Below are 25,814 nucleotides of genomic sequence, written 5' to 3' on the forward strand. Positions count from 1 at the left end.
CCGCTCGATCGCGTTCAGGTGGCTGATCGTCAATCCTTCGGAGGAGCGATGCTCTCCCGCAGGATAAACTGGCTGCGGACGATAGTGCGCAGCGTTTCTACGTTTTGCCTCTGGCCAATGGCGTCGAGCAGGAGTTCCACCGCGGCGCGGCCCATTTCTTCCACCGGCTGCTCGATCGTCGAGAGCGGCGGCGCGGAGAATTCGCAGACCGGCGAGCCGTCGAAGGAGACGACGGAGAGATCGTCGGGAATGCTCAGGCCTGCGCGCTTGATGCGGCTGACGAATGAAATGGCCATGTCGTCGCTGGTGGCGATGACCGCCGTCGGTTTTTCGGCCAATTCAGCGAAATCGTCTGCCGCCTGCACGCCGATGTCGAAACCGTGCTGATAATCGAGGCGACCGCCCGAGCGACGCACTGCCTCCTTCGATAGGCCGGCTGCCTCAAGCGCCTCCAGCACGCCGCCATAGCGCTCGACGTCATGATAATTGCCTTCAGGTCCTGCAAGATAGAAGAACCGGCGATGGCCCAGCCGGATCAGTTCGGCCGTGACGTCGCGCACAGCCTCGCGGTCGTTGGTGACGACGCTCTGCAGGCCCGCATCGCTCATGTCGAGCAGCATCGAAACGATCGGCAGGCCGGAATTTGCCAGCGACCGCCCATCGACCTCAGGAAGTTTCGACGACAAGATGATGGCTCCGCGCACGCTGCCGCCGAAGGCGAGGTCGAGAATGTGCCGCTCGGAGGCCTCGTCGCGATCGAGGTTGGCGATCATTAGGTTGTAGCCGCCTTGGATCAGCGTCTTGTTGATGCTCTGCAGAACCTGCGGAATGATCTGGGAAACGCCATAATAGAGCGATCCCGGCAGAATGATCATGATGATGTTGGATTTGCCGACCCTAAGACCGCGCGCCATCGCGTTCGGCGTATAGCCGAGTTGCCTGGCCGCCGCATTGATCTTGGCGCGGGTCTTCTCGTTGACCCGCCCGGGATTGGCAAGGGCGCGGCTGACTGTCGATATCGCCACACCGGCAAGCCGTGCGACGTCAGCCATCAATGCGCCTGATTGATCTTCGCCGGGCAGGCCCTTGTTTTTATTCACGTTTACTTTCCGCCTCCCGAATGCTTCGATTTGTAATCTAAGGCAGGCGACGGTTTATAGCAAACGTTTGCCAAAAATCGCTTGCTTAAAAAACCAGCTTGGCTATCATCTGTGCATGGCAAACGATTGCCATCTATTAATGCATTGAAATTAATGGCTTATTTCATGCGGAACTGCCCTTCCGCATGCAGACGGGTCGTGCCTGGAGAAAAGGATTGATGATGGCTACTGGCGGCAGGTTGAGTTTCGGCGTCGATCTCGTGACGTTCTTTCATCCGGGCTTCTGGGGCGTCGACAGCTATGATGCGATCGTCGCCTATGCGCGCGCTGAACCGCGCGCCTTCTGGGACAAGATTCTCGACAGCGTCCAGGCCTCCGGCGTCACCGGCGTCGAGCTGACCTTCTCTCCCTTCAACTGGCAGGATGCGATCAAGACCTATGGTTCCATCGACGCTTTCGCAGCCGAATTGGCAAAACGCGGTCTGACGCTCTGCAGCGGCTTCTTCGCGGAACTGGAGGCGGCCGGCGACTTTGCCGAGCCCGAGGCCCAGCGCGCGCTGATCGACAAGGCGGAACGCTATGCCGACTTCCTGAAAGCCTGCGGCAGCGACATCATGGTGATCGGCGCCCCGCTTCGCCAGACGCTCGGCGCCCAGCCGGTGCAATTTTACGATTTCGACCGCGCCAAGGTGATCGCCGATTTTCTGAACCGGCTCGGCGCGACCCTCTATGCCAGGGGCGTGCGGCTGGCGCTGCACACCGAGGCGCACTCGATTTTTGCCGCCGCGCGTGACGTTGACCTGATGATGCTTCTGACCGACCCGGCCTATGTGCATATGTGCCCGGACACGGCTCATATCATCGTTGCCGGCTCCGACCCCGTGCAACTCGTCGATCGCCATCACGAGCGGATGATCATCGCCCATTGGAAGGATGCGATCGGCCCGATGCCGGCCGACACCCCGATCGACAAGCACATTCACGAACGCCATCAGCCCTACTTCTGTGGTTTCGGCCTCGGGCGGGTCGACTGGCCGGCCTGGATCCGGCTGCTGCGCGACCGGGCCTATGAAGGTTGGGCAATTCTCGAACTCGATGCCGCGCCGGATCCCGTCCGCGACATCGCCAACGGGCTCAGGCTCGTCCGGCAGGCGCTCTTGCCGATCTATCGCTGACAATGATTCCCAAGACAACGAACGCCCCGCAAAGAGGGCATTTTCACGAGGTGGAACAATGAAGACAATGATGAAGCTTTTTCTTGCCGGTGTAGCATTCGCCGGTCTCTTCGCTTCGGCGCATGCCGAGGACAAACCGACAATCGAGATCATGTCGTCCTGGACGTCGGGCGGCGAAGCGGCAGCCCTCAACGTCATCAAGACCGAGTTCGAAAAGCGCGGCGGCGTCTGGAAGGATTCCTCGATCGCCGGCTTCGGCGCCGCCGATGCCGCCTTCCAGAACCGCATCGTCGCCGGTGACGCGCCCGGCGCCAAGCAGGGCGTCATCGGCCTCGCAGCCGCGGATTTCGTCGGCCAGGGCTTGTTCAATCCGATCGACGACGTGGCGGCTGCCGGCAAATGGGCCGACGTCCTGCCGAAATCGATCCATGATCTCATCTCCTATGACGGCAAGGTCTATCTCTCGCCGACTGGCGCCCATGGCGAAAGCTGGGTCTTTTATTCCAAGGAAGCCTTCGGCAAGGCCGGCATCGCCGAGGAGCCCAAGAGCTGGGACGAGTTCTTCGCCGACTTCGACAAGCTGAAGGCTGCCGGCATCGTTCCGGTCGCCTGGGGCGGCCAGCCCTGGCAGCAGACCAAGGTCTTCAACATGATCCTGCTCTCGCAGGTCGGGATCGACGGCTTCCTGAAGATCTATGTCGACAAGGACAAGAGCGAGGCCTCCATTGACGGCGTGAAGAAGACCCTCGAAATTCTCGGCAAGCTGCGCGGCTATGTCGATGCGGGTGCCGCTGGCCGCAACTGGAACGACGCGACGGCGATGCTGATCACCGCCAAGGCCGGCGTGCAGTTCATGGGCGATTGGGCAAAGGGCGAATTCACTGTCGCCGGCAAAGAGCCGGGCAAGGATTATGGCTGCATGATCGTGCCGGAGTCCAAGGGCATGGTCTATATCGCCGATTCCCTCTGGTTCCCGAAGACCGGCAATGCCGCGACCGACAAGGCGCAGAAACTTCTCGCCGAAGTCGTCATGGATCCGGCGGTGCAGGTCGAATTCGCCTTGAAGAAAGGCTCGGTTCCGATGCGCACCGACGTCGACAAGTCGAAGCTTGATGTCTGCGCCCAGAAGGGTGCCGAGCTGATGGCTGCCGGTGCGATCGTCCCGGATCAGGCGATCGTGCTTACTCCCCAGCAAGTCGGCGCGCTCGACGATTTCGTCGACGAGTACTGGAGCGGTGGCTCGAACGATGCGGCCTCTGCGGCCGAGAATTTCTTCGCCGTCTTCGAGTAGAATAGTGCCTGCGGCGTCGGCCTGATCCCGACGCCGCATTGCCGACTGCAGTGCGCGGCGGCGTGCCCCGCTTTTCCGTCAACGAGCTGGCCGATGCCCATCAAACGCAAACCCAATCTTTCCGCCACCATCGCCCTGTTGCCGACTTGGTTCGTCGCGGTCGTGGTCTTCATCGGCACCATGGGCTGGTCGATCCGCCTGTCCTTCACCAACTCGACGCTTTTTCCATCCTCGACCTATGTCGGATTTGCGCAGTACTCGAAACTGTTCTCTTCCGCCAAATGGCTCGCATCGCTGCAAAACGTGTTGATCTTCGGCGTGCTCTACGTCGCGGGCTGCCTTTTGCTTGGCTTCCTGCTGGCTGCGGCGCTGGATCGCAAGATCCGCTTCGAAAGCGCCTTCCGGACCATCTTCCTCTATCCCTACGCCATGTCCTTCGTAGTCACCGGACTGATCTGGCAATGGATGCTCAATCCGACGCTCGGCATCCAGGCGAGCGTGCGTTCGCTCGGCTGGGAAAGCTTCGTCTTCGACTGGGTCGTCAATCGCGACATGGCGATCTATGCGCTGGTGCTTGCCGGCGTATGGCAAGGCGCGGGCCTGGTCATGGTCATCGCGCTGGCCGGCATGCGCGGCATCGAGGCCGAGCAATGGAAGGCGGCGCGGATAGATGGCATTCCCGTCTGGCGGATCTATGTCTCGATCGTCCTGCCGCAGCTCGGGCCGGCGCTGGCTGCAGCCGGCATGCTGCTCGCCATGGGGGTGATCAAGACCTACGACATCGTCGTCGCCATGACCAATGGCGGCCCCGGCAATGCGACGGAGGTGCCGGCGAAATTCATCATGGACAATCTGTTCGGGCGCCAGAACCTCGGCCTCGCCACCGCCGGTGCGACGGTGCTTGTCCTCGGCGTGGTCATTGCCGTCGCTCCGTTCCGCTACGCGATGCATATGCGCAACCGGGCAAAGGGAGCGGCGTGATGATCAAGCCTCATCCGAACGGGCCGAAGCCGGCGCAGATCACCGCCGGGCGCATCGGCCTTTATGCCTTCCTGGTCGTCGCCGCACTTTTCTTTCTTCTGCCGCTCTACACCATGATCGTCACCTCGCTGAAGTCGATGGACGAAATCCGGCTCGGGCAGATCTTCGCCTTGCCGGCAACGCTCGATTTCTCCGCCTGGGTGACTGCCTGGTCGGGCGCCTGCATGGGGACCGTCTGTGTCGGCATTCGCAGCGGCTTCTGGAATTCGGTGGCGATCACCCTTCCCGCGGTGGCGCTCTCGGTTTTTATCGGCGCGGTCAACGGCTATGCGCTGTCGCTCTGGCGGCCGCGCGGGGCAAATCTGCTCTTCGGCCTGCTGATGGCCGGCGGTCTCATCCCCTATCAGATATTCCTCTATCCGATGGTCCGGGCGATGGCGAATATCGACCTCTACAATTCGCTCGCCGGCATCATTCTCGTGCATGTCATCTTCGGCCTGCCGCTGGTGACGCTGCTCTTCCGCAACTATTTCGTCAGCGTGCCGGAGGAGCTCTGCAAGGCGGCGCGCGTCGACGGCGCCGGCTTCTGGCGGATCTTTTTCGAGATCATGCTGCCGATCGCCGTGCCGATGGTGGTCGTGGTCTCGATGCTGCAGTTCACCGGCATCTGGAACGACTTCCTGCTCGGCCTGGTCTTTGCCGGGCGTGACAACCTGCCGATGACCGTGCAGCTCAACAATATCGTCAACACCACGATGGGCGAGCGGACCTACAACGTCAACATGGCGGCGACGATCCTGACCGCCATCGTTCCGCTTGCCATCTATTTCCTGTCCGGCCGCTGGTTCGTGCGTGGCATCGCCGCCGGCGCAGTCAAGGGGTAACGTTTCCATGCAATCCGCCGTCTCCGTCAAGGACCTGAAGATCGCCTATGGCGACCATACGGTGATCGAGAAAATGTCGATCGACATCGCGCCGCGCGAGTTCCTGGTCCTGCTTGGCCCTTCCGGCTGCGGCAAGTCCACGCTGTTGAACGCCATTGCCGGCCTGCAGGACATTACCGCAGGCGAAGTCTGGATTTCGGGCAAGAACGTCAGCTGGGAGGAGCCGAAGGACCGGGGCATCGGCATGGTCTTCCAGTCCTACGCGCTTTACCCGCGCATGTCGGTGCGCAAAAACCTCTCCTTCGGCCTTCGCGTCGCCGGCCTGCCGAAGGCCGAGATCGAGGCGCGTGTTGCCCGTACGGCTGCTCTCCTTCATCTCGACACATTGCTCGACCGCCGCCCTGCCGAACTGTCAGGCGGCCAGCGCCAGCGTGTCGCCATCGGCCGGGCCTTGGTGCGCGAAGTCGATGTGTTCCTCTTCGACGAACCGCTGTCGAACCTCGACGCCAAGCTGCGCAACGAGTTGCGCGTCGAGATCAAGAAGCTGCATCAAAGCCTCGGCAATACCATGATCTACGTGACCCACGATCAGGTCGAAGCCCTGACCCTTGCCGACCGCATCGCCATCATGCGGGACGGCGTGATCCAGCAGCTCGCCTCGCCGGCCGAGATCTACCGTCGCCCGGCCAATCTCTTCGTCGCCGGCTTCATCGGCGCGCCGGCGATGAATTTCATCGAGGGCCGGATCGAGCGCGGCGGCGCCTCGCCGGTCTTCCGGAGCAAGGGGCTCGCCGTCGATCTTTCCGGCTATGCCTTCAGCCACGCCGCGGCGGACGGACCTGTTACATTGGGCTTTCGGCCCGAGCATCTCGTACTCGATGGAGCCGCAAGCAGCCTGCCCACCATTCCGGGCCGGGTTTCTGTCGTCGAGCCGATGGGCTCGGATGCCGTCGTCTGGTTCGACTGGGCCGATCAAAGCCTCTCGCTCCGGCTGATGGGAGACGTCACCCTGCAGCCCGGCGATGCCTTGGCGCCCGGGCTCGATATCGCCAAGGCGTCGCTCTTCGGCGCCGACGGATCGCGGCTGTGACGCATCATCCCTTTGTTTTCCCGCAATTCCGGACGCGCTGCTCGCCGTTTCGGGGATTGCTCCAGGACAGGATTTGAAAAGACATGTCTGAGATCGTCTATGATGCGCTGGTGATCGGCTCCGGCGCGGCGGGTTCCTTCGCGGTTAAAGAACTGACGGCACAAGGATTGTCGGTGCTGCTTCTGGAGGCAGGTCCCGCTGTCGGGCCTGGGGATTTCGACCCGGCGCGCAAGAAGGCGCCCGCAAGCAGCATCAATATCTGGGAGCGGGCGCGGGCCACAATCAAGGGCCAGCCGATCCAGGCGCGGGCGGCGTTTTTTACCGAGCGCTTCAGCCACTTCTTCGTCAACGACCGCAAAAATCCCTATACGACGCCAAAGGGCGAGCCCTTTCTCTGGATCCGCGGCCGCCAGGGCGGCGGGCGTCTGCACAGCTTCGGCCGGGTGCTGCTGCGCTGGACCGACGATGATTTCAAGATCCGGTCGCGCACCGGAAAGGGCGTCGACTGGCCGGTTTCCTATGACGAACTCACGCCTTTCTACGACGAGGTCGAGGCCTATCTCGGGCTCTACGGCAACAAGGACGATGTGGCGACCCTGCCGGACGGCATCTATGCCAAACCGGCAAGCCTGACACCGGCAGAACAGACCTTCAAGCAGGCTGTCGAAAGCCGCTGGCCGGAGAGGCACGTCGTCTCCTGGCGCTACATCGCGCCGGATGCCGACCGCATGCCGCGGCCGCTCAGGGACGCCAAGGCCACCGGCCGTCTGACGGTCCGCTACGATGCCGTCGTCCGCCGCATCACCACCGACGAGAAAACCGGCCGCGCCACCGGCGCGGACTTCGTCGATCGCAATACAGGAGAAGTATCGACGGCGCGTGCCGCGATGGTGGTTCTGTCCGCCTCGCCGATCGAGAGCGTGCGGCTGCTTCTGAATTCGGCTTCGGCAAGACATCCCGACGGGCTCGGCAACAGCTCGGGCGCTCTCGGCCGTTATTTCATGGACCAGCTTCCCTGCCTCGCCTTTGGTTCCTTTTCGAAGGCGAAGGGCTGGGCAACCGACGAATCCGCCCCGACCGATCCGTTCTACAATCCGTCGGGCGGGATCTTCATCCCTCGCTTCGGCGAACGGGACATGGCCCGCGGCGATTTCGACTATCAGGGCAGCGTCGGCCGGGCGCCGGTCTCGGACGATGCCGATGCACGCCTCGCCTTCTTCGGCTTCGGCCGCATGCTGCCCTATGCCGATAATCGCATCACCATCGATGTCAGGCGCAAGGACGCCTGGAATATTCCCGTGCCGCATATCCGCTGCGTCATGCAGGCCGAGGAGCAGGCGCTGCTTCGCCGGCAGGAGGAAACACTGATCGCGATGATTAAAGAAGTTGGCGGCGATCTCGAATTCATCGGTTCGCCCACCGGCCTCAAGGAGATGGGCAAGGGCGCCTTCCCCGACGCCGACGCCTTCAGCCGCTTCATGTTCCGCACATGGTTCCGCAAGACCATGTGCATGGGCGCGGCGATCCACGAAACCGGCGGCGCGCGCATGGGCGAAAGCCCGGAGGCTTCGGTGCTCAATCCCTATAATCAAGTCTGGGACGCTCCGAACCTCATCGTCACCGATGCCAGCGCCTTCCCCGGCAGCGGCATCGCCGGCACGACGCTGACCGTCATGGCGCTGACGCTCCGCGCCTGCCGCAACCTCGTCGACCAGTACCGGGCGGGACAGCTCTAAGGCGCTTGGAACGACAGGCGCGGGTAACCGTTTCAGCTTCGATCAGTGACCGTCATATAAGCTTCGCACTGACATGCTCCTGTCAACAAAAGCAGGAAGGAAAAACCTATGTCGCAAACACATCAGGACCAGCTCAACCGGATAAAGGCCGAAATCGCCGACAGCTTCGATGAAGAGCTGGAAATGCAGATGGAGGAAGACCGGCTGGATGATCTGGTCGCCGAAGGAATGTCGGAACCGGCCGAGCAGACGCTCGAGCGAAAAATCTACTTCCGGGAGCTTTTCCGGCTGCAGCACGAGCTGGTGCGGCTTCAGGATTGGGTGCAGCATAAGAAGCTGAAGGTGGTGGTGCTGTTCGAAGGCCGGGATTCGGCCGGCAAGGGCGGAGCGATCAAGCGCGTGACCCAACGGCTCAATCCGCGTGTCTGCCGGACGGTGGCGCTGCCCGCCCCGACCGAGCGGGAGCGCCATCAATGGTATTTCCAGCGTTACGTCCCGCATCTTCCCACGGCCGGCGAAATGGTGCTCTTCGACCGCAGCTGGTACAATCGCGCCGGCGTCGAGCGCGTGATGGGCTTCTGCACCCCGGAAGAACTCGACGAATTCTTCCGCTCGGTACCTGAATTCGAACGTATGCTGGTGCGCTCCGGAATCGTGCTGATCAAATATTGGTTTTCGATCACCGACGAGGAGCAGGAATTCCGCTTCAGGATGCGCATCCACGATCCGCTGAAGCAGTGGAAGCTTTCACCGATGGATATGGAAAGCCGTGTCCATTGGGAGGAATATACCAAGGCCAAGGAAGAAATGCTGGCCCGCACGCACACCGAGGAAGCGCCTTGGTGGGTGGTACAGGCGGTGGACAAGAAGCGGGCGCGGCTGAACTGCATCGCGCATCTCCTCGAGCAGATCCCCTACGAAGATGTTCCGAAACCCGAAATCCAGCTGCCGGACCGCATCCGCCACGCCGACTACACCAGGGCGCCGGTGCCGCCTGAAATGTGCGTACCGGAGCGTTATTGAGGCATTCACGGCCGGAGATGACGTGCGGTTTCCAGCGTCGCTTATGCTTTCGGCTTCGATACACCAGGTGAGAGCGTGATATAGCGATAGCTCGCGGCCTGCGATCAGGCGACGATGTTGCCGATTTGGGCGAGTTCCTCGATCGCCTCATCCGGCAGAACAAGCGCGGCAGCGGCGAGGTTCTCCCTGAGATGGCCGACGGACGAGGTGCCGGGGATCAGCAGGATATTCGGTGCGCGACGCAGCAGCCAGGCGAGCGCGACCTGCATGGGCGTCGCATCGAGGCGTGCGGCGACACCGGACAGGGTTGAGGACTGCAGCGGGCTGAAGCCGCCGAGGGGGAAGAAGGGCACATAAGCGGTGCCCTCGCGGGCGAGTTCGTCGATCAGCCGATCGTCGGCCCGATGCGCAAGATTATACTGGTTCTGCACGCAGACGATCTCGGTGATCCCACGCCCTTCGGCGATCTGCTTCGATGTGGCGTTGCTCAAGCCGACGTGACGGACGAGACCCTGTCGTTGGAGATCGGCCAGGACCGTTAGGGGTGCTTCGATCGACCCTTCGGCAGGGCCATGAACGTCGAACATGATTCTGAGGTTGACGGCGTCAAGCACGTCAAGGCCCAGATTACGAAGATTGTCGTGCACGGCCGCCGTCAGCTCTTCGCGCGAGAAAGCCGGAATCCAGGATCCGTCCGTGCCGCGCCGTGCGCCGATCTTAGTGACGATGACGAGATCGTCGCGATAGGGATGGAGCGCTTCGCGGATGATCTGGTTGGTGACGTGCGGGCCGTAGAAATCGCTGGTGTCGATGTGGTTTACGCCTGATGCAACCGCCTCGCGCAGCACGGCCAAGGCCGCGCCGTGATCCCTGGGCGGGCCGAACACGCCGGGCCCGGCAAGCTGCATGGCGCCGTAGCCGAGCCGCTTCACGCTGCGGTCACCGAGTTTGAAGGTTCCGGACTGATCGATGATGGACATGATCTCACTCCTTTCAAGAGGTGACCCCAAGATAGGCGTTGTCGGCGCGCATGATAATTCGGTACAATCCGCACAGGCCGTGCGGAGTGGCGAACAGTGAAAGTCGATCTGGGGGATCTCAACGCCTTTGTTGCGGTGGCGCGGGCCGGCGGTTTTCGCGAGGGCGCGCGCGTAAGCGGCAGCAGCGCCTCCTTCCTCAGCGAGGCGGTGCGCCGTCTGGAGGCCGAACTCGGCGTCAGGCTCTTCAACCGCACGACACGCAGCGTCGTCCCGACCGAAGCGGGCAAGGGTTTGCTGGAGCGGCTCGGCCCGGCTCTGACCGAGGTGGAGTCGGCACTCGACGTGGTCAACGGATTCCGCGACAGGCCGGCCGGCTCGCTGCGGCTCAATGTGCCGGTCAGCGCCGCGCGGCTGGTGCTGCCCGCCATCGTTCCGCCGTTCCTCGCCGCCTATCCCGACATTCGCCTCGAGGTGATCGCCGAGGAGAGCTTCGTCGACGTGCTCGCCGCCGGCTGCGATGCCGGCATCCGTTATGACGAGCGGCTGGAGCAGGATATGATCGCCGTGCCGATCGGGCCGCGTGTCCAGCGCTTTGCCACCGCCGCCTCCCCCGACTATCTCGACCGCCATGGCCGGCCGCAGCATCCGAGTGAACTCCTCGACCACGCCTGTCTGCTCGGCCGCTTTGCCAGCGGTGCGCTGACGACACCCTGGGAGTTCGAACGGGACGGCGAAGTGGTGCGGGTCGACCCTTCGGGGCCATTGATCGTCAGGGTCGGCGGGGCGACCGATCTGACCGTCGACGCAGCGATAGCGGGCACGGGGATCGTCTGCGTTTTCGAGGACTGGCTGCGTCCGCATTTTGAGAGCGGCGCCCTGGAGCCTATCCTCGAGCCGTGGTGGCAGCGCTTTTCCGGGCCGTTCCTCTATTATCCCGGACGGCGGCTGGTGCCGGCGCCCTTGCGGGCCTTCATCGATTTCGTCAAGGCCTCGACCAAGCAGGCTTGAACGGCGCTTTCATGCACCGAGGTCAATGTTCCGCATATTCGGGCACTGACACATCTACTGCGTTTGTTCCTCAATGCACGCTTGGGGTTTCCATCACGATTGCGAAGTCTTCAGCGACCAGTTCGCTGACGGCGATGAGGATTTCCTCGCGGGAAAAGCCTGAAGTCAATGCGCGCTGGATCAGATCCTGCAGATCCGGCTCCACGACATCGCGGCAATCCTCGAGGCGTTCTTCCGAAACGGTAAGGCTATTCAATTCGTCCATCGTCTGTCCTTTCCAGAGAATGTAACCGTCGAAGCGTGGCTAGGCCGGCCGTGCGCACTTTGGTTGGAATTGCTCTAACGGGCACCCATCCGCTTCGGCCTGGCGATCAGGCCTTCGCGTTGCAACTTCTTGCGTGCCGCCTTGCGCTGCCGGCCGATCGCCTGTGCCTTTTCCCTGACGCGTCGCTCGGAGGGCTTCTCATAGGCGCGCCGTTCCTTCATTTCGCGGAACAGGCCTTCGCGCTGCATTTTCTTTTTCAAAACCCGGAGGGCTTGATCGACATTGTTGTCTCTGACGAGTACCTGCATTTCGAATTCTCCTTTTCGTAAGGTATGCCCAGTGCTCAGCCGAGCTGCTCGGCGATCAGCACCTGCAATTCACGGCGGGTGAGAAGGCAGGGATACGGCTTCCAAGGCTTGGCAGCGCGGCAGACGGCTTCGTCACGCTCCCGCGGATTGGCCACCGCAACCGCGGTGGCTGTCTTTGTATCGTTCAAAAAAATCCTTTACCGGCGATTGCCGGCCTCATTCGATTGTTGTGGGTTTGACCATCGCGCCGCCCCAAGGGCGCGTCGATTCAGCCGATGTAAAAGCGTCTCGTTCCCAAGCCGTGCCGGCTTCGATTTCCGCTTCAGCCCTAAAATAGTCGTTGGCGAACGCGATTGCAACGGATAGCGCGGAATGGCCCGGCTCAGCGCCGGGAATCACCCTTAGATATATTCATTGCCGATCTTCAAGTTAGCCGGGTATAGATTTAGTCGGATTTTCTTCAATTTGTCTTGAAAATGAAAATATTCCGCCGGGAATGAAGCAATGCCGATATCGGGGACGACATTAACCTTTCGTTAAATAAGCTATTGACTTGCAGTATTAATAGGTTGTTAAAGGGCCCGCTTGCTGAGGTCAAAACTGACCCGTCATAATAATTTAAGGAGAGAGCGATGGCTTCGCCGATACACGCAACCGATGATAGTGCAACATTTCTAGAAACCGACGTTATTTCAGGAAATCTGCTTTCCAACGATTCATCCGACAACGGCCACCTGTTCCTGCGCGCCTTCGACGGCGCGACGGTTAACGCCAAGGGCGGCAACAGCCAGATCACCGAGATCCAGGGCGACTACGGCACGTTCTTCGTCAAGCCGGACGGCAGCTACACCTATGTCCTGAGCGATGCCGCCAAGATCGGCTTCGCCAACGGCGAATCGTACCAGGAAAAGGTCTCCTACAAGATCTCCGACGGCAGCGGTCATACCGATGTCGGCCTGTTCACCCTGAATATCCAGGGCGTAACCCAGGTCAAGCCGGTCGCTGTCGACGATACCTTCAGCTTCACCGAAGGCCATGCCATCGGCGGCAACGTTCTGGACAACGACATTGCCGGCGACAACGGCAAGATGTTCCTCCGCCAGTTCCTGACCACCAAGGTAGACGCCGCTGCCGACGCTGTAACCGACGTTGCCGGCACCTACGGCACCTTCCATGTCAAGTCGGATGGCACGTTCACCTACGACCTGGACACCGATCTGGTTGCCGGTCAGACCTACACGGAAGTTCTCCGTTACTACAAGATCTCCGACGGCGAAGGCCACACGGACACTGCCAAGGTGACGCTCAACATCACCGGCACGGATTTTGACTCGTCCCATATCGTTTGATCGACGACGATAGATCAGGGAATACGACGCCCGCCGCGCAATCGGCGGGCGTCTTCGTCTCTCCGCCTGTCTTGAGGCAAGGTCTGGATGGACCGCCAAAAATAATTCTTTTTAGCTAGTTCTTATATATGTCGGCGAAGGGTAGTCTCGAAGTTCGGAGGACACGCCCTTGACCGAACACATCGAACCCAAGCAAATTGAGACCGATGACCTGACGAAAGTCTGGTCGGTCACCGAGTTCTGCGCCCGCCATCGGATAGATGCCGAAGAACAGGCGCTGCTGCTCAAACTTTTCGGGCCATTCGCGACAGCCTGCGAACTGCTCCACAATGCCAAGCGCGCACCACGATTCAGATGAACCCGTCTCTATTCCCTCATTGATCTTCTCACAAATGCCGGTCGTTCGGTGAACGAGGCCGTGTCAGACATCGCTTGATCGGGTGACGCCCGTCGGCGCGGCTTTCGCAAGCCTTTTCCGTGTCTTCCGGGCTGTGGACGATTCCTGAATAGCTCCTCACCTTCTGCACAGAATCTGCAATTCGGCGCGGCATGTTGCCGCCATGAGCAAGAACGACATCCAACTCCGTCCCGCCCCCTCCGTCTTGCCGGAACGCCTCCGCAATGACGGGTGGTGGCTTGCGGAGGGACCTCAAGACGCCCCCGCCGCGGCGAGGTTGGGAAGCAGGCTCATCGTGATCGAAACGCAGCATTTGCGAGAGGAGCAGCAATGGATACAGCCGATACTTTGACAGAACCGATGCCGATCAGACGCGGCAGCGGCCGGACCGTCGCGCTGCCTGCGCTGGTGGCACTTGGTGATTTTCTGATCTTTGGCCAGGAATTCGGGATAAACCTCTTCCTTTTTGCGCTCGCTATCTGCGCCGGCATTCTGCTTTCGGCCAGGAAGAGAGCTCGATTTTCGATGGCGGCTTTCCTGCTCGGCTTTTCGGTTCTGGCGTCGGCGCCCCTGATGGAATCGCCTTCGCTGACGGGCATGGCTCTTTGCCTCGGCGCGCTGATGTCGGTTGCGCTCGCCAGCGCCAGGCTCCTGCCCCGCCGCCTGCCCGCTCTGCCCCTGGTATTTTTCCGTTTCGTCCTCGTCATCCCGCTGCGGCTTGCCGAAGATATCAGGAAGTCGCTTGCGACACCGGGAAAACACTTCTCTTTCACCGCGGTCCGACAGGGCGTCGGCCTCTGGATCATGCCGATCGTCCTCGCAGCGGTCTTCGTATCTCTCTTTGCAGCTGCGAACCCGCTTATTGAAATCGCGCTGCGCAGCATTAATTTTGCCGCCCTGCTGCAGTTTTTCGATCTGTGGCGGATCGGCTTCTGGATGATGATTGCCGTTGTGGTCTGGGCGATGTTGCGGCCGCGCCTGAAGCGTCGCGCCAAGAGGTTGCAGGCTGGCAGGACCTTCATGATCGTGCCCGTCAAAAATGCGCCGTTCGGCCATGCCTCGCTGCTGCGGTCGCTCGTCCTGTTCAATGCGCTCTTTGCCGTGCAGACGCTTCTCGACCTCGTCTATCTCTGGGGCGGCGCAGATCTGCCGAAGCACATGAGCCATGCCGAATATGCCCATCGCGGCGCCTATCCGCTGATTGCCACAGCGCTTCTTGCCGCAGCTTTCGTTCTCGTCGCCATGCGGCGCGGCGGTCCCGGCGATCACAGCCCGCTGATCCGCGGCCTCGTTCACGCCTGGATCGGCCAGAACGTTCTGCTTTGCCTGTCGTCGATGCTGCGGCTTGGTCTCTATGTCGAGGTCTATTCGCTGACCGAACTGCGTGTCGCCGCCGGCCTCTGGATGGGTATCGTCGCCATCGGCCTTGTCTTGATCCTGCTGCGCATTCTGCTCAACCGATCCAATGCGTGGCTGGTCGCGGCGAATCTCGCCTCCCTCCTTATGGTTTTCTACATCAGCTCCTTCATCGATTTCCCGGCTTTCATCGCCCGCTTCAATGTCGCCCACAGCCAGGAGATCAGCCAGGAAGGCCCGCCGCTCGACCTTTCTTATCTCTCCTCGCTCGGCCCCTCCGTCATTCCGGCGCTCGATCTCTACCTCCTTGAATTGCCGGGCCACCTGATCGACCAAAGGAGCGAAGCGGTGGCGGTTCGAGACTCCCTCGCCAGGAGTTTCGAGATGCGTCGGCGTGACTGGCGGAGCTGGACTTTCCGGGCGGCGCGGCTGGAGACCTATCTTCTGTCTCCCGCAGCCATTGCAAGATAGAACGAGAACGATAACAACAGGCACGACAAACAACGCAGGACCGGTGATGGCGCCCCGCATTCTCGTCGTCGATGACGAACCGCATATCCGAGATGTGATCTGCTTTGCCCTCGAGCGCGCCGGCATGACGCCGATCGCAGCCGGCAACGGCACCGAGGCGATGATGGCCTTCCGCCGCGGCAACATCGATCTGATCACCCTCGATATCGGCATGCCCGACATGGATGGTCTGGAGGTCTGCCGCCAGATCCGCAAGACTTCGGGTTTGCCGATCTTGTTTCTTTCGGCGCGCGACGAGGAGATCGACAGGGTCTTGGGGCTCGAAATCGGCGGGGACGACTACGTCACCAAACCGTTCAGCCCGCGCGAACTCGTCGCCAGGGTCAAGGCGATCCTGAAGCGCAGCGGCAACGAAGCGGGGCCTGACCGGCGCCGCGCCAGCTTTGTCGCCGGCGAGCTCAGTCTGGATCGCCATGGCAGGACGGTCATGTTCGGCGACAGCGCGATCACGATGACAGCGCTCGAATTTGCCATCCTGGACGCGTTATTGTCACGCCCCGACATGGTCTTCAGCCGCGAACGACTGATGGAGGCGGCCTATGGCGCCGGAACCTATGTCGCCGACCGGACGATCGACAGCCATATCCGCAACATCAGGGCCAAATTCCTGGCGGCCGGCGGCCAGGGGATCATCGCGACGGTTCACGGCATCGGCTTTAAACTCGGCAGTGAAATCGGGAGGAAGGCCTGATGCCGGCACCGAAAGTCAGGACGAAATGGCGCCCGACGCTGGCGCTGATCGTCTATGTCGTGCTTCTCGCCGTCATGGCGCTGCCGATCCTGATCGTCGTCTGGTTTCGCGCCATGGAAGTGAGTTCGAACCGGATGGCGCCGGCGGAAATCGGGGCGCTTGCCGTCGTCGCCATGCTGACGCTCGGCATCGCCTATGTGCTGACGCGCACCATCACCGGCCCGATCGACGCCTTGATCGCCCGCACGGACGAGATCGCCCGCGGCGGCAAGGGGGCAATCCGGCCGCTTGAAAGCTATGGAACGCGCGAGATCGCCGTCCTGTCGCAAAGCTTCCTCGATCTCGCCGGAAAACTGGTCGATCGCACCGAATATGTCCGCTCCTTTGCCGCCCATGTCTCCCACGAACTGAAATCGCCGCTAACGGCCATCCGCGGTGCGGCGGAGCTTCTGCGCGACGACGATGCCGAAAGGCCGATGACGAAGGCCCAACGTTTGCACTTTCTCGACAATATCGTCGCCGATGCAGCCCGGCTTGATGCGCTGTTACAGCGGCTGAGAGAGCTTGCGCAAGCGGAAATCCCGGTAGCCGAGGGCAAAAGCAGCATGACGGACATCCTGCCCTCGCTGCGCGGGCAATTCCCCGCCCTTGATATCTCAGGCAAAGGCGACACGGACATATCGCTTGCTCTTCCCCGGGAAGCAGCCGGCATCGTCTTTGCCAATCTCGCCGAGAACGCCCTTCAGCATGGCGCTACGCTGTTGGAACTCAGCGTGTCAGCCGATGCCCGGACAACCGTCATTCTTGTCCGTGACGACGGCGGCGGTATTTCCGAGGCAAATCGCCAACGTGTCTTTCAGCCGTTCTTTTCAACCCGCCGCGAACAAGGCGGCACCGGCATGGGTCTCGGCATCGTTCGCGCCATGCTGAGCGCCCATGGCGGTACGATCCGCCTGCTGCAGACGGCCGGCGCAGGCGCCGAGTTCGAAATCACCATACCTGTGTATTCTCTTATGATTGGGAATCCCACGTTGAGTTAGGGGCCTTTCGGGTGCCGACCGCATGCTCGCAAGCAAGCGGATCAGTTGCGTTTTATTGCCGTCAACGCCGCCTGCGCGATGATATCTGCAATGCGTTCGGACAGCGCCGGGTCGGACACGGCGCGCGCAAGGGTGACACCGCCGCTCAGCATGGCGAGAAGCAGAATCGCCTGATCTTCCCGGCTCATTTCGGATCGGCCCTCTATCTTGTGCTCCGGCAGGCCGGCAGCGACTTCGTCGACTAGGCGTTTGATCTCAGCCGTGTAGGCGCTTCGTGTTTCTTTATCCGCGCGCATCACGTCGGGCGAAAGGCTCGGCAGAGCACAGCTCTCGCCTAAATCGCAGGTTCTTTTATAACCGAGATAGTAGCTGACGAATGTCTGCAGCCAGTCTTTCGGCTGATTGGTCTTCAGCGCGGCGATTCCCTGCCGCAGCTCTTCGAGCCCCTCCAGCACGGCTGTACGAAAGGCTTCGGCCTTCGATTTGAAATGTCCGTAGAAGGCGCCGTTCGTCACGCCGGCAGCCTTCGTCAGCGCGTCGATTCCGGCGCCGCCATAACCGTCCTTGCGGAAGACCTGTCCCGCGGCAGCGATGACGCGGGCCCGGGTTTCCAGTTTGTGCTCGGCGCTGTAACGCATGAAAACCTCATTTAGAGAGTGATCTCTCTTTATTGCTTGCTAAGAGAGTGACCGGTGTGTATCCATAAAGAGTGATCGGTATATCAGAAGCGGTCACGATTCAAAGAGGGAGATATTAGATGCCTATCACACTCACCGTGCCGGAAGGCCTGCTCTCGCCGGAGGCCCAGGCGCGAGCCTTTGCCGGATTGACGGACGCCTTGCTTGATGTCGCCGGTTTGACCGGCAACGCTTTCATGACCGCCAATGTCATCGGCACCATCAACGTGCTGCCGCGCGAGCACGTGCTGGCGGCGGGAAAGCCGATCGCCGCAGCGTTCGTTGAACTTAAATTGCCGGAGGTAGCGCTGGCGAGCGCCGACGCGAAGCAGGCCTTCATCGAAAAAGCGGCCGATGTCGTCGAGCAGGCCGCCGAAGGCCGGCTCAAGCGAGAGCATATATGGTCGAACATCGTCTATGCTCCCGAGGGGGCCTGGGGAATCGCCGGCGACAGTTACAGCAATGCCGACTTCGTCGGCGCCATCCAGGGCGCGGCCGCCGCGTTGTAGGGTTTGCGGCGCACGTGCGGAACCTCAGACCTGACACAGCAGCGCCGCTATCCGGCGGCGCGACGGAGCCAGCCATGCAGCTTGCCAACTATCTGTTCTTTTCCAACGGCTGCGAGGAGGCGCTCGCCTTCTATGCCGAATGCGGGCTTGGCCGGGTCACGCAATTAAAGCGCCACGGCGCGGACGGAATGCCCATTGCCAGCGAAACCATGCGGGCCAAGGTGATGCATGCTCGTTTCGAAGGGCCTGGTGTTTTGTTCTTCGCTTCGGACAATCACGATGCGGAGCCGATGCGAGGCTCCGCCCACATGCTGATCTTGGATGACCGCGACAGGACCGACGGGTTGTTCGCCCGGCTCGCCGAAGGCGGCAAGATTACGACACCACTCGCTGTCCAGCCATGGGGGAGCTATTACGGCAAGCTCACCGATCGTTTTGGTGTCCAATGGATGCTCGATTGCTTGGGGTGAACTCGTGCCGCCGTCAGTCCATTATCGTGTCGTATAACCACCATCGATCACCAGCACTTCGCCAATGACGTAGCTTGCCGCCGCCGAGCAGAGGAACAAGGCCGCACCCGCCACCTCTTCCGGCTGCCCGACGCGTCCCATCGGGGTCATGCTGCGCCAGGTCGGGAACCAGTCGGGATTGTCGATGCCGCCGCGCGACAGATCGGTGTCGATATAGCCCGGCGCGATGGCGTTGACGCGGATATTCTCGGCGGCGACTTCGCTCGCCAGGCTCTTCGTCATCATATGGACCGCCGCCTTGGAGGTGTTGTAGGCGACCTGGTTCTGCGGAATGTTGGAGACGATGCCCGACATCGAGCCGATATTGAGGATAACACCCCTGCCCTGGCGCCGCATGGGGGCGAGTGCCGCGCGGCAGGCGCGGAAGACGGCGTCGACATTGACGGTCATGATCTCGCGCCAGATGGCATCGGAGAATTCGCCGCTATCGCCATGAATGGCGATGCCGGCATTGTTGACAAGGATGTCGAGCCGGCCGGTCCGCGAGAGGGTCTCGGTGACAAGCGCGTCGGCGGCATCGTCTTTCGTCAGATCGGCGGCGATGAAATCGCAATCGACACCGGCTTTGACGAGCCGGGCTTCCGCCGCCGTATTGCGGGTCCGTCCGGTGATGACAACTTTGGCGCCGGCCTCGCCGAGCGCCTCGGCGATCGCAAGCCCGATGCCGCGCGTGCCGCCGGTTACCAGCGCCACCTGCCCGTCCAGGCGGAATCTGTCGAAGATCATGGTGGTTCCTTTCTGGTTTTGCGAAAGCGGCAAGCGCGCATCAGATGTCGGTGCTCTGCGGCAGGATGACGAGATCGCGGATGGTGACGTTGCGCGGGCGCGTCAGCATGAAGAGCACCGCCTCGGCCACTTCCTTAGGCTCCATCAAGCCGCCGGCGGCAAGCGCCTCATCCAGCTTTTCCTGCGGCCAATCGCTCAAAAGAGCGGTGACCACGGGGCCTGGCGCGACCGCCCCGACGCGCAGGCCATGTTTAGCCACCTGCCGCCGCAACGTATGGACGAAGGCCTGCACCGCATGTTTCGAAGCCGTGTAGATCGGCTCCCATACCACGGGAACCAGACCGGCGACGGAGCTCGTCAGGATGATATCCCCGGTCTTGCGCTCGACCATATGCGGCAAGACGGCATGCACCGAACGGAAGGCGGCGTTGACGTTCAGGTTGAGCATCCGGTCCCAGGCGTCGGGGTCGCCGGTCAGCACCTCGCCGCCGATATATGAGCCGGCATTGGCGTGGAAAATATCCAACTGCCCTGCCTTCTCCAGAATCTGCGGCATCATTCCTGCCACACTTTTCGGATCGGTGAGATCGATGACCAGCGGAATGGCACTGGCGCCGAGCGTCGAGCAGATCTCTTTTAATGCTTCCTCGTTGCGGTCGACCAGCACCACGCGGGCGCCGGCGGCCAGCAAGGCCCTGGCGCATTCCAGGCCGATACCCGATGCCGCTCCGGTGACGGCCGCGACTTTTCCAGACAGATCCTGTCCCATTTTCTTCCTCTGTTTTCTTGAGTGGTTTAGGCCCGGCCGTGCGAGATCCGCGATCGGCGGGCGAGCGAGTCGACGATGACGGCGACGGCAAGGACGGCGCCGGTGATCATGTATCGAAGCGACGACGACAGATCGAGAAGCGTCAGCCCGCTGGCGATCGACTGGATGACGATGATGCCGAGAAGGGCCGAATAGGCGCTGCCGCGCCCGCCGAACAGGCTCGTGCCGCCGATGACCGCAGCGGCGATGGCGTTGAGATTGACGTCGCCGGTGCCGGCCTGCTGGCTGGCGGTTGCCAGCCGCGCGGCCGAAAGCACGCCCCCGGTCGCTGCAAGCAGGGCACAGGTGACGAAGGCACTGGCATAGATGCGCGACACGTTGATGCCTGAGCGGCGGGCGGCCTCCCTGTTGCCGCCGACGGCCTGCATGGAGCGTCCCCATTTGGTGCGCGTCAGCGCATAGTTCATGGCGGCGACGAGCCCGACGAAGAGGCCGAACATCCAGGGAATGCCGCGCGACTGGTTGAGGTAGAAGGCAACCGCTTCCAGAGCGACCGTGATGACGACGGCGCGCAGCAACAATCCGCCCGTCGATTTCGCAGACAGTCCGGCTGCCCGCCGGCGCGCCGACGTGCGGTAGCTCGCGAAGAAGAAGGCAATGCCGGCAAGCGCCACCAGCAGATAGGCGACCACGTCCGGCATCACCATGATCTGCCCGAAATTCACCAGCCAGGAGCCATAGGGGAGATTGATCGAGCCGGTGGCTCCCAGAATATAGAGCTGCAGGCCGAGAACCGCGAGCAGGCCCGACAGGGTGGAGACGAAGCTCGGCATGCCGAAGCGGTTGAACAGGAAGGCGTACAGCGAGCCGATCAGGGCGCCAACGATCATTGCTGCGAGGACGGCTGGGAGCACCGGCCAGCCCTGATTGACCCAGAAGACGCCGACCAGCGCCGAGGCGAAGCCGCTGACCGAGCCGACGGAAAGATCGATCTCACCGACCATCAGGATGCAGACGATACCGAGCGAGATGACGCCGACCGTCGAGCAGTCGAACAGCATGTTGACGAGATTGGCGCTGGAGAGAAACACCGGATTGAGCGCCTGGAACACCGTCCAGATGATCGCCAGGCCGACAATGACCGGCAGCGAGCCGAGGTCGCCGGAACGGATGCGATCCCAAAAGGCGCGGATCGAGCCGGCAAGGCTGTCGTCATGGCGCACTCTTTCGTCGCGCCGGTCGAGGAGCGCGGGTGCCGCCGGTTCGTTCTGCAAGGTCTTCATCATGCCCTGCCCTCCTCGTTCTCTCGGCCTTGCGCCTTGCGGCGTGTGGCGCGGCGGGAGACGGAATTGTTGGATGCGCCGGTGATCGCACTGACGAGCTCTTCATTGGAGGCGTCGGGCATGAAGGTGCCGTTGTTGCGTCCAAGCCGAAGGACGACAATACGGTCGGCGACCGCACGCACATCCTCCATATTGTGGCTGATCATGATGACGGCGAGGCCGCGTTCACGCACGCGCTCGATCAGATCCAGCACCTCGGCGGTCTGGGCGACACCCAGCGCTGCCGTGGGTTCGTCCAGCATGATCAGTTTCGGCTCAAGCAGCAGCGACCGGGCGATCGCCACGGTCTGGCGCTGTCCGCCGGAGAGCGAGGCGACGGGCTCGCGCACGCTTGGGATACGGGCCGAAAGCTCGTTCAGTAGCTTCCAGGCGCGGATCTCCATGGCGACCTCGTCGAGCTGGAAGGGATTGAGCTCCTTGCCGAGAAAGATATTGGCGACGACATCGAGATTTTCGCAGAGCGCCAAATCCTGGAAGACGGTCGCAATGCCGAGATCGAGCGCAGCACTCGGGCTCGACAGATTTGCCTGTTTACCCTCAAACAGGATCGTGCCCGAACTCGGCTGATGCACGCCGGCCAGGATCTTGACCAGCGTCGATTTGCCGGCGCCATTGTCGCCGACGAGCGCCACGACCTCGCCGGCATGGACGTCCAGTTCGATATCGGTGAGCGCCGACACCGCCCCGAAGTTCTTCGATATTCCGCGCAGGCTGAGAACGGGCTGGCGGGAGCCGTCAGGAATATGAGAGGTGTCAGACATCGCCTGGCCTTTCCGAAGCGAGAGCGGAAGCGCGACCGGCAGTTGGCCGCGCTTTCCCTTGGCTCGATTACTTGGTGATGCCGAGCTTCTTGCAGCCTTCGGCATAACGGCCGGTGCACAGTTCCTCGGCGGTGTTGATCTTCTTGTCGATGATCTCGGCCTTGAGGTTTTCGGCGGTGACGACGGCAGGGACGAAGAGCTGCGCCGGCGTGTCGTAAAGCGTCATTTCCGCCTTGATCGGTTCTCCGGCCAAGAGCTTTACCGCGACGTCGGCCGCAGCCGCGGCAACGATTTCGCTCGGCTTGGAGATCGTGTTGTACTGATCCCCCGATATGATCAGCTGCAGCGCGGCGATCGTCGCATCATTGCCGGTCACCGGCGGCACGGGATCGACGCCGGCTGCCTTGAAGGCGGCGATGGCGCCGCCGCCGGTGCCGTCATTGGCGGCGACGACGCCGACGATCTGTTTGCCGAAACGGGTGATCTGGCCGCCTGCCCATTGCTGGGCATTCGCCGGCTGCCAGTTCGGCGTGTCGAATTCGGCAAGCGTCTTGTAGCCGCCGCTGGCGAGACCCTCGTGAATGCCGTCCTTGATCAGCCCGGCGGCCGCATCCGTGGGTGAACCGTTGATCTGCAGGATGCCGCCGCCATCGGTCGGCACATTCTTCGCCTTCAGATGCTGGACGAGCGATTCAGCGATTGCCTTGCCGATCGCCTTATTGTCGAAGGAGACGTAGAAATCGGCCTTGCCCTTCGGGATCGGGCGGTCATAGGCGATGACCTTGACACCCTGGCTCTGGGCGAGCTGGACGAGAGAGGCGGCCGCTGCCGAATCCACCGGGTCGAGCACGATGACCTTGGCGCCCTGGGTGATGGCCGAATTGAACTGCTGCTGCTGTTTGGCGATATCGGCATCGGCATTCTGATAGAGGACCTTGCACGTGGCGCAGAGCTTCTTCATTTCCGCGACGAAGCCCGGATGGTCGTGCTCTTCGTAGCGGGTCGAGCCCTGGTCGGGCATGAGGAATGCGACCGTCGCATCGGCAACGGCGGTTTGCGCAAAGGCGGAAGTACCGCCGAGCAAGGACAGGACAAGTGCCGCGGCCCCTGCCGCTTTTGTCGAGAATTTCATCATTTCCATCTCCTCCCATTGGAAAAATTGTGTAGCTTCGGCATTGCAGTGGTCTGCTGTGGCCGTTCGGTCGAGCGAACAGCCGCGCCTGTCCCGGCGGTTTGCAGTTTTCTGAGGACAAGCGTCTCCTGTCGCGAACCGCTCGTTGCGCGCTCGCGTCCAAATCGATGTCTGTTTTGGTTCCTCCTCCTCGTCCTCCCTATCGCCGTCTTCGGCCGACCTTCATCATATTCCCGACAACGGTGCTCGTCCGGCTCGCTTAAGCCGCCTTCGCCACGTTGATATTGTCACCCAACAGCCGCCGGAAGCGCGAAGGCGTCATGCCCTTTTCCGCGAGAAATTGCCGGTTGAAATTGGACAGATTGTTGAAGCCGACTTCGAAGCAGATGTCGGTTATCGATGCGTGGTCGTCGCTCATCAGGATCTGACAGGCGAGATTGATGCGCAGGCGTTTCACATATTGCACGAGCGACATGCCGGTATGGCGGCGGAAGGCGCGCGAAAAGGCACCTGTGGACTGTTCGGCAATCCTGGCGAGATCGGCTTCGTCGAAAGATTTCGTCAGGTTCTCCCTGATATAGGCGAGTGCCTTGTTGATGCCGGCCGACATGTAGCCTGACGGATCGGGTAGATAGCTCGGGCTGGCGAGAAGCTGGGCATCCTGCGCCCGGCTGAGCAGGCCGACGATCATCATGAAGAGTTCGATGCGACGCACGCCCTGCGCCTGCTGCACCTCGTTCATCAGCGGCGCGATCTGACGGCTGGTATCAGTGCCGAAGAGCACGCCGCGGCGGGAAGCTTCGAGCACCGGCTCGAAGGGGCCGAGCTCGGCCAGCACCTTCATCGTGTCGCTGATGAAATTCTCGCTGAACTGGATGAGCTGGCATCGCAGCGGAATGCTCGACCCCTTCGGGACGTCGCTGATCCAGTTGTGGGGAAGATTGGGGCCGGCAAGCACAAGATTGCCCGGTTCGAACTCGCCGATGAAGTCGCCGACGAAATAGCGCCCGGTCGTCGCCACGACGAGATGCAGTTCGTATTCCGGATGAAAGTGCCAGCGAACCGTATGATAGGGATAGCCATGCGCCTTCGTCGCGAAGGATTCGCCCGGCCTGATCTGAATGACTTCCAAGTCGGGTTCCATCGTTTCCTCCTCCGAGGACGGGTTCCAAGCCCACCCGCCAAATTCCCTTTTTGGCTTTATTATTGAAGGGGAGTGTAGTGGGCTCGTTTCACGCCCGCCACCACGATTCCCGGTCAAAACCGATACTTTTTTGACGATTGACGCTGTGCGGCCGGGTAAAAGGCGGCAGCGATCCGCACGCATATCAACCAAGGACCTGCTTCAGGCGGCCAAACCGGCAATGACATTTCTCACCAGTGCAGAGGAGGACAGCCGGCTCGTGGCGCAGCTCGGGGCGCCGATCGCACCGACACGCACCGAAACGCCGCCGCGCGCGTTGGCGATCGCAAACATCGACTCGTCGGTAAGGTCATCGCCGATCGTGATCGGGCAGCGGTTCCTGAACGGGTCGGCCTGGAAAAACCGCTCCAGCGCATCGCCCTTGCTCGATCGTGCCGGTCGCAGCTCGAAAACCATCTTGCCGAGCTGCAACGCCCAGTTCGGCCCGGCGACCTCGGCATAATGATGCATGCGCTCTTCGAGCACCTTTTCATATTCGGGCGCCAGCCGGTAATGGGCGGCCACGGCCGCGCCCTTATCCTCGATCAGGACGCCGGGATAGTGCTCGGCTTCGGCCGTCAAGGCATGTTTCAGCGCCTGAAATTCGGGTGTGGCCTCGACCGTGTGCATTCCGCCGGCGCTCCTGATTTCCGCGCCGTGAAGGCCTGCCGTCGGAAATGCAAAGGGTTTGAACAGCGCGTCCGCATAGGCAAGCGATCGCCCGGTGACCAGCGCTAAAGCGCCGCCGAGCTTGTTCGACAGCCGGTGAAGTTGTCCGGGAAGAGCTTCCGGAACCTCGATCGCATCTGGCGTGGGCGCGAGGTTGAGCAGCGTTCCGTCGATGTCGAGGAACATCGCCCAATGATCCGGCTCTTCGAGGACCAGTGAAAGCATTTCCTGGGTCGCGGTATCGTCCTGCACGGCATTCTCCAAACTCTGCAATCATGGAAGCTAGGTCACCGGCCGACGAGGGCAAGTG

General features: G+C 61.7%; 28 protein-coding genes. 15 read left to right on the top strand and 13 right to left on the bottom strand.

Going from position 1 to position 25,814, the window contains the following annotated elements; translation table 11 throughout:
* Window positions 1-29: 29 nt before the first annotated feature.
* A complete protein-coding gene (locus BBJ66_RS29600) occupies window positions 30-1,100 on the bottom strand; it encodes a LacI family DNA-binding transcriptional regulator (RefSeq protein ID WP_071092449.1) in 1,071 nt (356 codons plus the stop codon).
* 221 nt (window positions 1,101-1,321) lie between these two features.
* Here BBJ66_RS29600 and BBJ66_RS29605 point away from each other — a divergent pair, with 221 nt between their 5' ends.
* The 7 genes from BBJ66_RS29605 to ppk2 all read left to right on the top strand — a co-directional run bounded on the left by BBJ66_RS29605 (window position 1,322) and on the right by ppk2 (window position 9,280).
* A complete protein-coding gene (locus BBJ66_RS29605) occupies window positions 1,322-2,275 on the top strand; it encodes a sugar phosphate isomerase/epimerase family protein (RefSeq protein WP_071092716.1) in 954 nt (317 codons plus the stop codon).
* A 58-nt stretch (window positions 2,276-2,333) separates the two neighbouring features.
* Complete coding sequence (locus BBJ66_RS29610) at window positions 2,334-3,566, top strand: ABC transporter substrate-binding protein (RefSeq protein ID WP_071092451.1); 1,233 nt, start codon at window positions 2,334-2,336, stop codon at window positions 3,564-3,566.
* 93 nt (window positions 3,567-3,659) lie between these two features.
* Window positions 3,660-4,547, top strand: coding sequence for a carbohydrate ABC transporter permease (locus BBJ66_RS29615; protein WP_071092453.1), 888 nt, complete (start codon window positions 3,660-3,662; stop codon window positions 4,545-4,547).
* Window positions 4,547-5,431: a carbohydrate ABC transporter permease gene (locus BBJ66_RS29620; protein ID WP_071092455.1), complete on the top strand. Its 885-nt coding sequence runs from the start codon at window positions 4,547-4,549 to the stop codon at window positions 5,429-5,431. The genes BBJ66_RS29615 and BBJ66_RS29620 overlap by 1 nt, the downstream gene beginning before the upstream one ends.
* A 7-nt stretch (window positions 5,432-5,438) precedes the next feature.
* Window positions 5,439-6,521 (top strand): ABC transporter ATP-binding protein, encoded by a 1,083-nt coding sequence (locus tag BBJ66_RS29625; RefSeq protein ID WP_071092463.1) that lies wholly within the window; start codon window positions 5,439-5,441, stop codon window positions 6,519-6,521.
* 83 nt (window positions 6,522-6,604) lie between these two features.
* Window positions 6,605-8,257 (top strand): GMC oxidoreductase, encoded by a 1,653-nt coding sequence (locus BBJ66_RS29630; protein WP_071092468.1) that lies wholly within the window; start codon window positions 6,605-6,607, stop codon window positions 8,255-8,257.
* Window positions 8,258-8,365: 108 nt separating this feature from the next.
* Window positions 8,366-9,280, top strand: coding sequence for a polyphosphate kinase 2 (gene ppk2 / locus BBJ66_RS29635; RefSeq protein ID WP_071092472.1), 915 nt, complete (start codon window positions 8,366-8,368; stop codon window positions 9,278-9,280).
* A 104-nt stretch (window positions 9,281-9,384) separates the two neighbouring features.
* On the opposite strand, the gene BBJ66_RS29640 is transcribed toward ppk2, so the two are convergent.
* Window positions 9,385-10,260 carry an aldo/keto reductase family oxidoreductase gene (locus tag BBJ66_RS29640; protein WP_071092475.1) on the bottom strand — a complete coding sequence of 292 codons (876 nt, stop codon included), beginning with the start codon at window positions 10,258-10,260 and terminating at the stop codon, window positions 9,385-9,387.
* Window positions 10,261-10,356: 96 nt separating this feature from the next.
* Between BBJ66_RS29640 and BBJ66_RS29645 the strand changes: the two genes are divergently transcribed.
* A complete protein-coding gene (locus tag BBJ66_RS29645) occupies window positions 10,357-11,268 on the top strand; it encodes a LysR family transcriptional regulator (protein WP_071092478.1) in 912 nt (303 codons plus the stop codon).
* Window positions 11,269-11,338: 70 nt separating this feature from the next.
* On the opposite strand, the gene BBJ66_RS29650 is transcribed toward BBJ66_RS29645, so the two are convergent.
* The 3 genes from BBJ66_RS29650 to BBJ66_RS35105 form a co-directional block, all read right to left on the bottom strand.
* Entirely contained in the window at window positions 11,339-11,533 is a 195-nt protein-coding gene (locus tag BBJ66_RS29650) for a hypothetical protein (RefSeq protein WP_071092481.1), read from the bottom strand.
* A 74-nt stretch (window positions 11,534-11,607) separates the two neighbouring features.
* Window positions 11,608-11,841 (bottom strand): 30S ribosomal protein S21, encoded by a 234-nt coding sequence (gene rpsU / locus BBJ66_RS29655; protein ID WP_071092484.1) that lies wholly within the window; start codon window positions 11,839-11,841, stop codon window positions 11,608-11,610.
* Between the two features lie 35 nt (window positions 11,842-11,876).
* On the bottom strand, window positions 11,877-12,029 hold the full coding sequence (locus BBJ66_RS35105) for a hypothetical protein (RefSeq protein ID WP_190238060.1): 153 nt from the start codon (window positions 12,027-12,029) through the stop codon (window positions 11,877-11,879).
* A gap of 444 nt (window positions 12,030-12,473) precedes the next feature.
* Between BBJ66_RS35105 and BBJ66_RS29660 the strand changes: the two genes are divergently transcribed.
* From BBJ66_RS29660 to BBJ66_RS29685, 5 genes are all read left to right on the top strand, one after another.
* Window positions 12,474-13,190, top strand: a complete 717-nt coding sequence (locus tag BBJ66_RS29660; RefSeq protein ID WP_071092488.1) for an Ig-like domain-containing protein — start codon at window positions 12,474-12,476, stop codon at window positions 13,188-13,190.
* 169 nt (window positions 13,191-13,359) lie between these two features.
* Window positions 13,360-13,548: a hypothetical protein gene (locus BBJ66_RS29665; protein WP_064841742.1), complete on the top strand. Its 189-nt coding sequence runs from the start codon at window positions 13,360-13,362 to the stop codon at window positions 13,546-13,548.
* A 369-nt stretch (window positions 13,549-13,917) separates the two neighbouring features.
* Window positions 13,918-15,414 carry a DUF4153 domain-containing protein gene (locus BBJ66_RS29675; RefSeq protein WP_071092494.1) on the top strand — a complete coding sequence of 499 codons (1,497 nt, stop codon included), beginning with the start codon at window positions 13,918-13,920 and terminating at the stop codon, window positions 15,412-15,414.
* Window positions 15,415-15,460: 46 nt separating this feature from the next.
* A complete protein-coding gene (locus BBJ66_RS29680; protein WP_071092498.1) occupies window positions 15,461-16,165 on the top strand; it encodes a response regulator in 705 nt (234 codons plus the stop codon).
* A complete protein-coding gene (locus BBJ66_RS29685; protein ID WP_071092500.1) occupies window positions 16,165-17,205 on the top strand; it encodes a sensor histidine kinase in 1,041 nt (346 codons plus the stop codon). Before BBJ66_RS29680 ends, BBJ66_RS29685 begins: the two co-directional genes overlap by 1 nt.
* Before the next feature lie 41 nt (window positions 17,206-17,246).
* On the opposite strand, the gene BBJ66_RS29690 is transcribed toward BBJ66_RS29685, so the two are convergent.
* Complete coding sequence (locus tag BBJ66_RS29690; RefSeq protein ID WP_071092504.1) at window positions 17,247-17,843, bottom strand: TetR/AcrR family transcriptional regulator; 597 nt, start codon at window positions 17,841-17,843, stop codon at window positions 17,247-17,249.
* A 119-nt stretch (window positions 17,844-17,962) separates the two neighbouring features.
* On the opposite strand from BBJ66_RS29690, the gene BBJ66_RS29695 reads away from it, so the two are divergent.
* Together BBJ66_RS29695 and BBJ66_RS29700 are read left to right on the top strand one after the other, a co-directional pair.
* Window positions 17,963-18,391, top strand: a complete 429-nt coding sequence (locus tag BBJ66_RS29695; RefSeq protein ID WP_071092507.1) for a tautomerase family protein — start codon at window positions 17,963-17,965, stop codon at window positions 18,389-18,391.
* A gap of 74 nt (window positions 18,392-18,465) precedes the next feature.
* A complete protein-coding gene (locus BBJ66_RS29700) occupies window positions 18,466-18,861 on the top strand; it encodes a VOC family protein (protein ID WP_071092511.1) in 396 nt (131 codons plus the stop codon).
* Window positions 18,862-18,882: 21 nt separating this feature from the next.
* Here BBJ66_RS29700 and BBJ66_RS29705 read toward each other — a convergent pair whose 3' ends face one another.
* From BBJ66_RS29705 to otsB, 7 genes are all read right to left on the bottom strand, one after another.
* Window positions 18,883-19,647, bottom strand: a complete 765-nt coding sequence (locus BBJ66_RS29705; protein WP_071092514.1) for an SDR family NAD(P)-dependent oxidoreductase — start codon at window positions 19,645-19,647, stop codon at window positions 18,883-18,885.
* Window positions 19,648-19,687: 40 nt separating this feature from the next.
* The gene (locus BBJ66_RS29710) at window positions 19,688-20,416 is read right to left on the bottom strand and encodes an SDR family oxidoreductase (protein ID WP_071092518.1); all 729 of its coding nucleotides are present in this window, start codon (window positions 20,414-20,416) and stop codon (window positions 19,688-19,690) included.
* A 26-nt stretch (window positions 20,417-20,442) separates the two neighbouring features.
* Window positions 20,443-21,702, bottom strand: a complete 1,260-nt coding sequence (locus BBJ66_RS29715) for a sugar ABC transporter permease (RefSeq protein ID WP_071092521.1) — start codon at window positions 21,700-21,702, stop codon at window positions 20,443-20,445.
* Window positions 21,699-22,520: an ATP-binding cassette domain-containing protein gene (locus BBJ66_RS29720; RefSeq protein ID WP_071092524.1), complete on the bottom strand. Its 822-nt coding sequence runs from the start codon at window positions 22,518-22,520 to the stop codon at window positions 21,699-21,701. Before BBJ66_RS29720 ends, BBJ66_RS29715 begins: the two co-directional genes overlap by 4 nt.
* A 67-nt stretch (window positions 22,521-22,587) precedes the next feature.
* Window positions 22,588-23,661 carry an ABC transporter substrate-binding protein gene (locus BBJ66_RS29725; protein WP_190238059.1) on the bottom strand — a complete coding sequence of 358 codons (1,074 nt, stop codon included), beginning with the start codon at window positions 23,659-23,661 and terminating at the stop codon, window positions 22,588-22,590.
* Between the two features lie 250 nt (window positions 23,662-23,911).
* Window positions 23,912-24,796 carry a helix-turn-helix domain-containing protein gene (locus BBJ66_RS29730; protein WP_071092528.1) on the bottom strand — a complete coding sequence of 295 codons (885 nt, stop codon included), beginning with the start codon at window positions 24,794-24,796 and terminating at the stop codon, window positions 23,912-23,914.
* Between the two features lie 201 nt (window positions 24,797-24,997).
* Window positions 24,998-25,777 carry a trehalose-phosphatase gene (gene otsB / locus BBJ66_RS29735; RefSeq protein ID WP_190238058.1) on the bottom strand — a complete coding sequence of 260 codons (780 nt, stop codon included), beginning with the start codon at window positions 25,775-25,777 and terminating at the stop codon, window positions 24,998-25,000.
* Between the last annotated feature and the right edge of the window lie 37 nt (window positions 25,778-25,814).

The sequence above is a fragment of the Rhizobium sp. RSm-3 genome (assembly GCF_001854685.1).
In the GTDB taxonomy this organism is placed as follows: domain Bacteria; phylum Pseudomonadota; class Alphaproteobacteria; order Rhizobiales; family Rhizobiaceae; genus Rhizobium; species Rhizobium ecuadorense.

Bases quoted from the DNA above. Each gene is read 5' to 3' on its own strand.
- BBJ66_RS29715 (WP_071092521.1), bottom strand. From the start codon at position 21,702: ATGATGAAGACCTTGCAGAACGAACCGGCGGCACCCGCGCTCCTCGAC.
- BBJ66_RS29720 (WP_071092524.1), bottom strand. From the start codon at position 22,520: ATGTCTGACACCTCTCATATTCCTGACGGCTCCCGCCAGCCCGTTCTC.
- ppk2 (WP_071092472.1), top strand. From the start codon at position 8,366: ATGTCGCAAACACATCAGGACCAGCTCAACCGGATAAAGGCCGAAATC.
- BBJ66_RS29710 (WP_071092518.1), bottom strand. From the start codon at position 20,416: ATGGGACAGGATCTGTCTGGAAAAGTCGCGGCCGTCACCGGAGCGGCA.
- BBJ66_RS29700 (WP_071092511.1), top strand. From the start codon at position 18,466: ATGCAGCTTGCCAACTATCTGTTCTTTTCCAACGGCTGCGAGGAGGCG.
- BBJ66_RS29690 (WP_071092504.1), bottom strand. From the start codon at position 17,843: ATGCGTTACAGCGCCGAGCACAAACTGGAAACCCGGGCCCGCGTCATC.
- BBJ66_RS29660 (WP_071092488.1), top strand. From the start codon at position 12,474: ATGGCTTCGCCGATACACGCAACCGATGATAGTGCAACATTTCTAGAA.
- BBJ66_RS29640 (WP_071092475.1), bottom strand. From the start codon at position 10,260: ATGTCCATCATCGATCAGTCCGGAACCTTCAAACTCGGTGACCGCAGC.
- BBJ66_RS29685 (WP_071092500.1), top strand. From the start codon at position 16,165: ATGCCGGCACCGAAAGTCAGGACGAAATGGCGCCCGACGCTGGCGCTG.
- BBJ66_RS29605 (WP_071092716.1), top strand. From the start codon at position 1,322: ATGGCTACTGGCGGCAGGTTGAGTTTCGGCGTCGATCTCGTGACGTTC.
- BBJ66_RS29615 (WP_071092453.1), top strand. From the start codon at position 3,660: ATGCCCATCAAACGCAAACCCAATCTTTCCGCCACCATCGCCCTGTTG.
- BBJ66_RS29695 (WP_071092507.1), top strand. From the start codon at position 17,963: ATGCCTATCACACTCACCGTGCCGGAAGGCCTGCTCTCGCCGGAGGCC.
- BBJ66_RS29630 (WP_071092468.1), top strand. From the start codon at position 6,605: ATGTCTGAGATCGTCTATGATGCGCTGGTGATCGGCTCCGGCGCGGCG.
- BBJ66_RS29680 (WP_071092498.1), top strand. From the start codon at position 15,461: ATGGCGCCCCGCATTCTCGTCGTCGATGACGAACCGCATATCCGAGAT.
- BBJ66_RS29620 (WP_071092455.1), top strand. From the start codon at position 4,547: ATGATCAAGCCTCATCCGAACGGGCCGAAGCCGGCGCAGATCACCGCC.
- rpsU (WP_071092484.1), bottom strand. From the start codon at position 11,841: ATGCAGGTACTCGTCAGAGACAACAATGTCGATCAAGCCCTCCGGGTT.
- BBJ66_RS29625 (WP_071092463.1), top strand. From the start codon at position 5,439: ATGCAATCCGCCGTCTCCGTCAAGGACCTGAAGATCGCCTATGGCGAC.
- BBJ66_RS29730 (WP_071092528.1), bottom strand. From the start codon at position 24,796: ATGGAACCCGACTTGGAAGTCATTCAGATCAGGCCGGGCGAATCCTTC.
- BBJ66_RS29650 (WP_071092481.1), bottom strand. From the start codon at position 11,533: ATGGACGAATTGAATAGCCTTACCGTTTCGGAAGAACGCCTCGAGGAT.
- BBJ66_RS29725 (WP_190238059.1), bottom strand. From the start codon at position 23,661: ATGGAAATGATGAAATTCTCGACAAAAGCGGCAGGGGCCGCGGCACTT.
- BBJ66_RS29675 (WP_071092494.1), top strand. From the start codon at position 13,918: ATGGATACAGCCGATACTTTGACAGAACCGATGCCGATCAGACGCGGC.
- BBJ66_RS29705 (WP_071092514.1), bottom strand. From the start codon at position 19,647: ATGATCTTCGACAGATTCCGCCTGGACGGGCAGGTGGCGCTGGTAACC.
- BBJ66_RS29610 (WP_071092451.1), top strand. From the start codon at position 2,334: ATGAAGACAATGATGAAGCTTTTTCTTGCCGGTGTAGCATTCGCCGGT.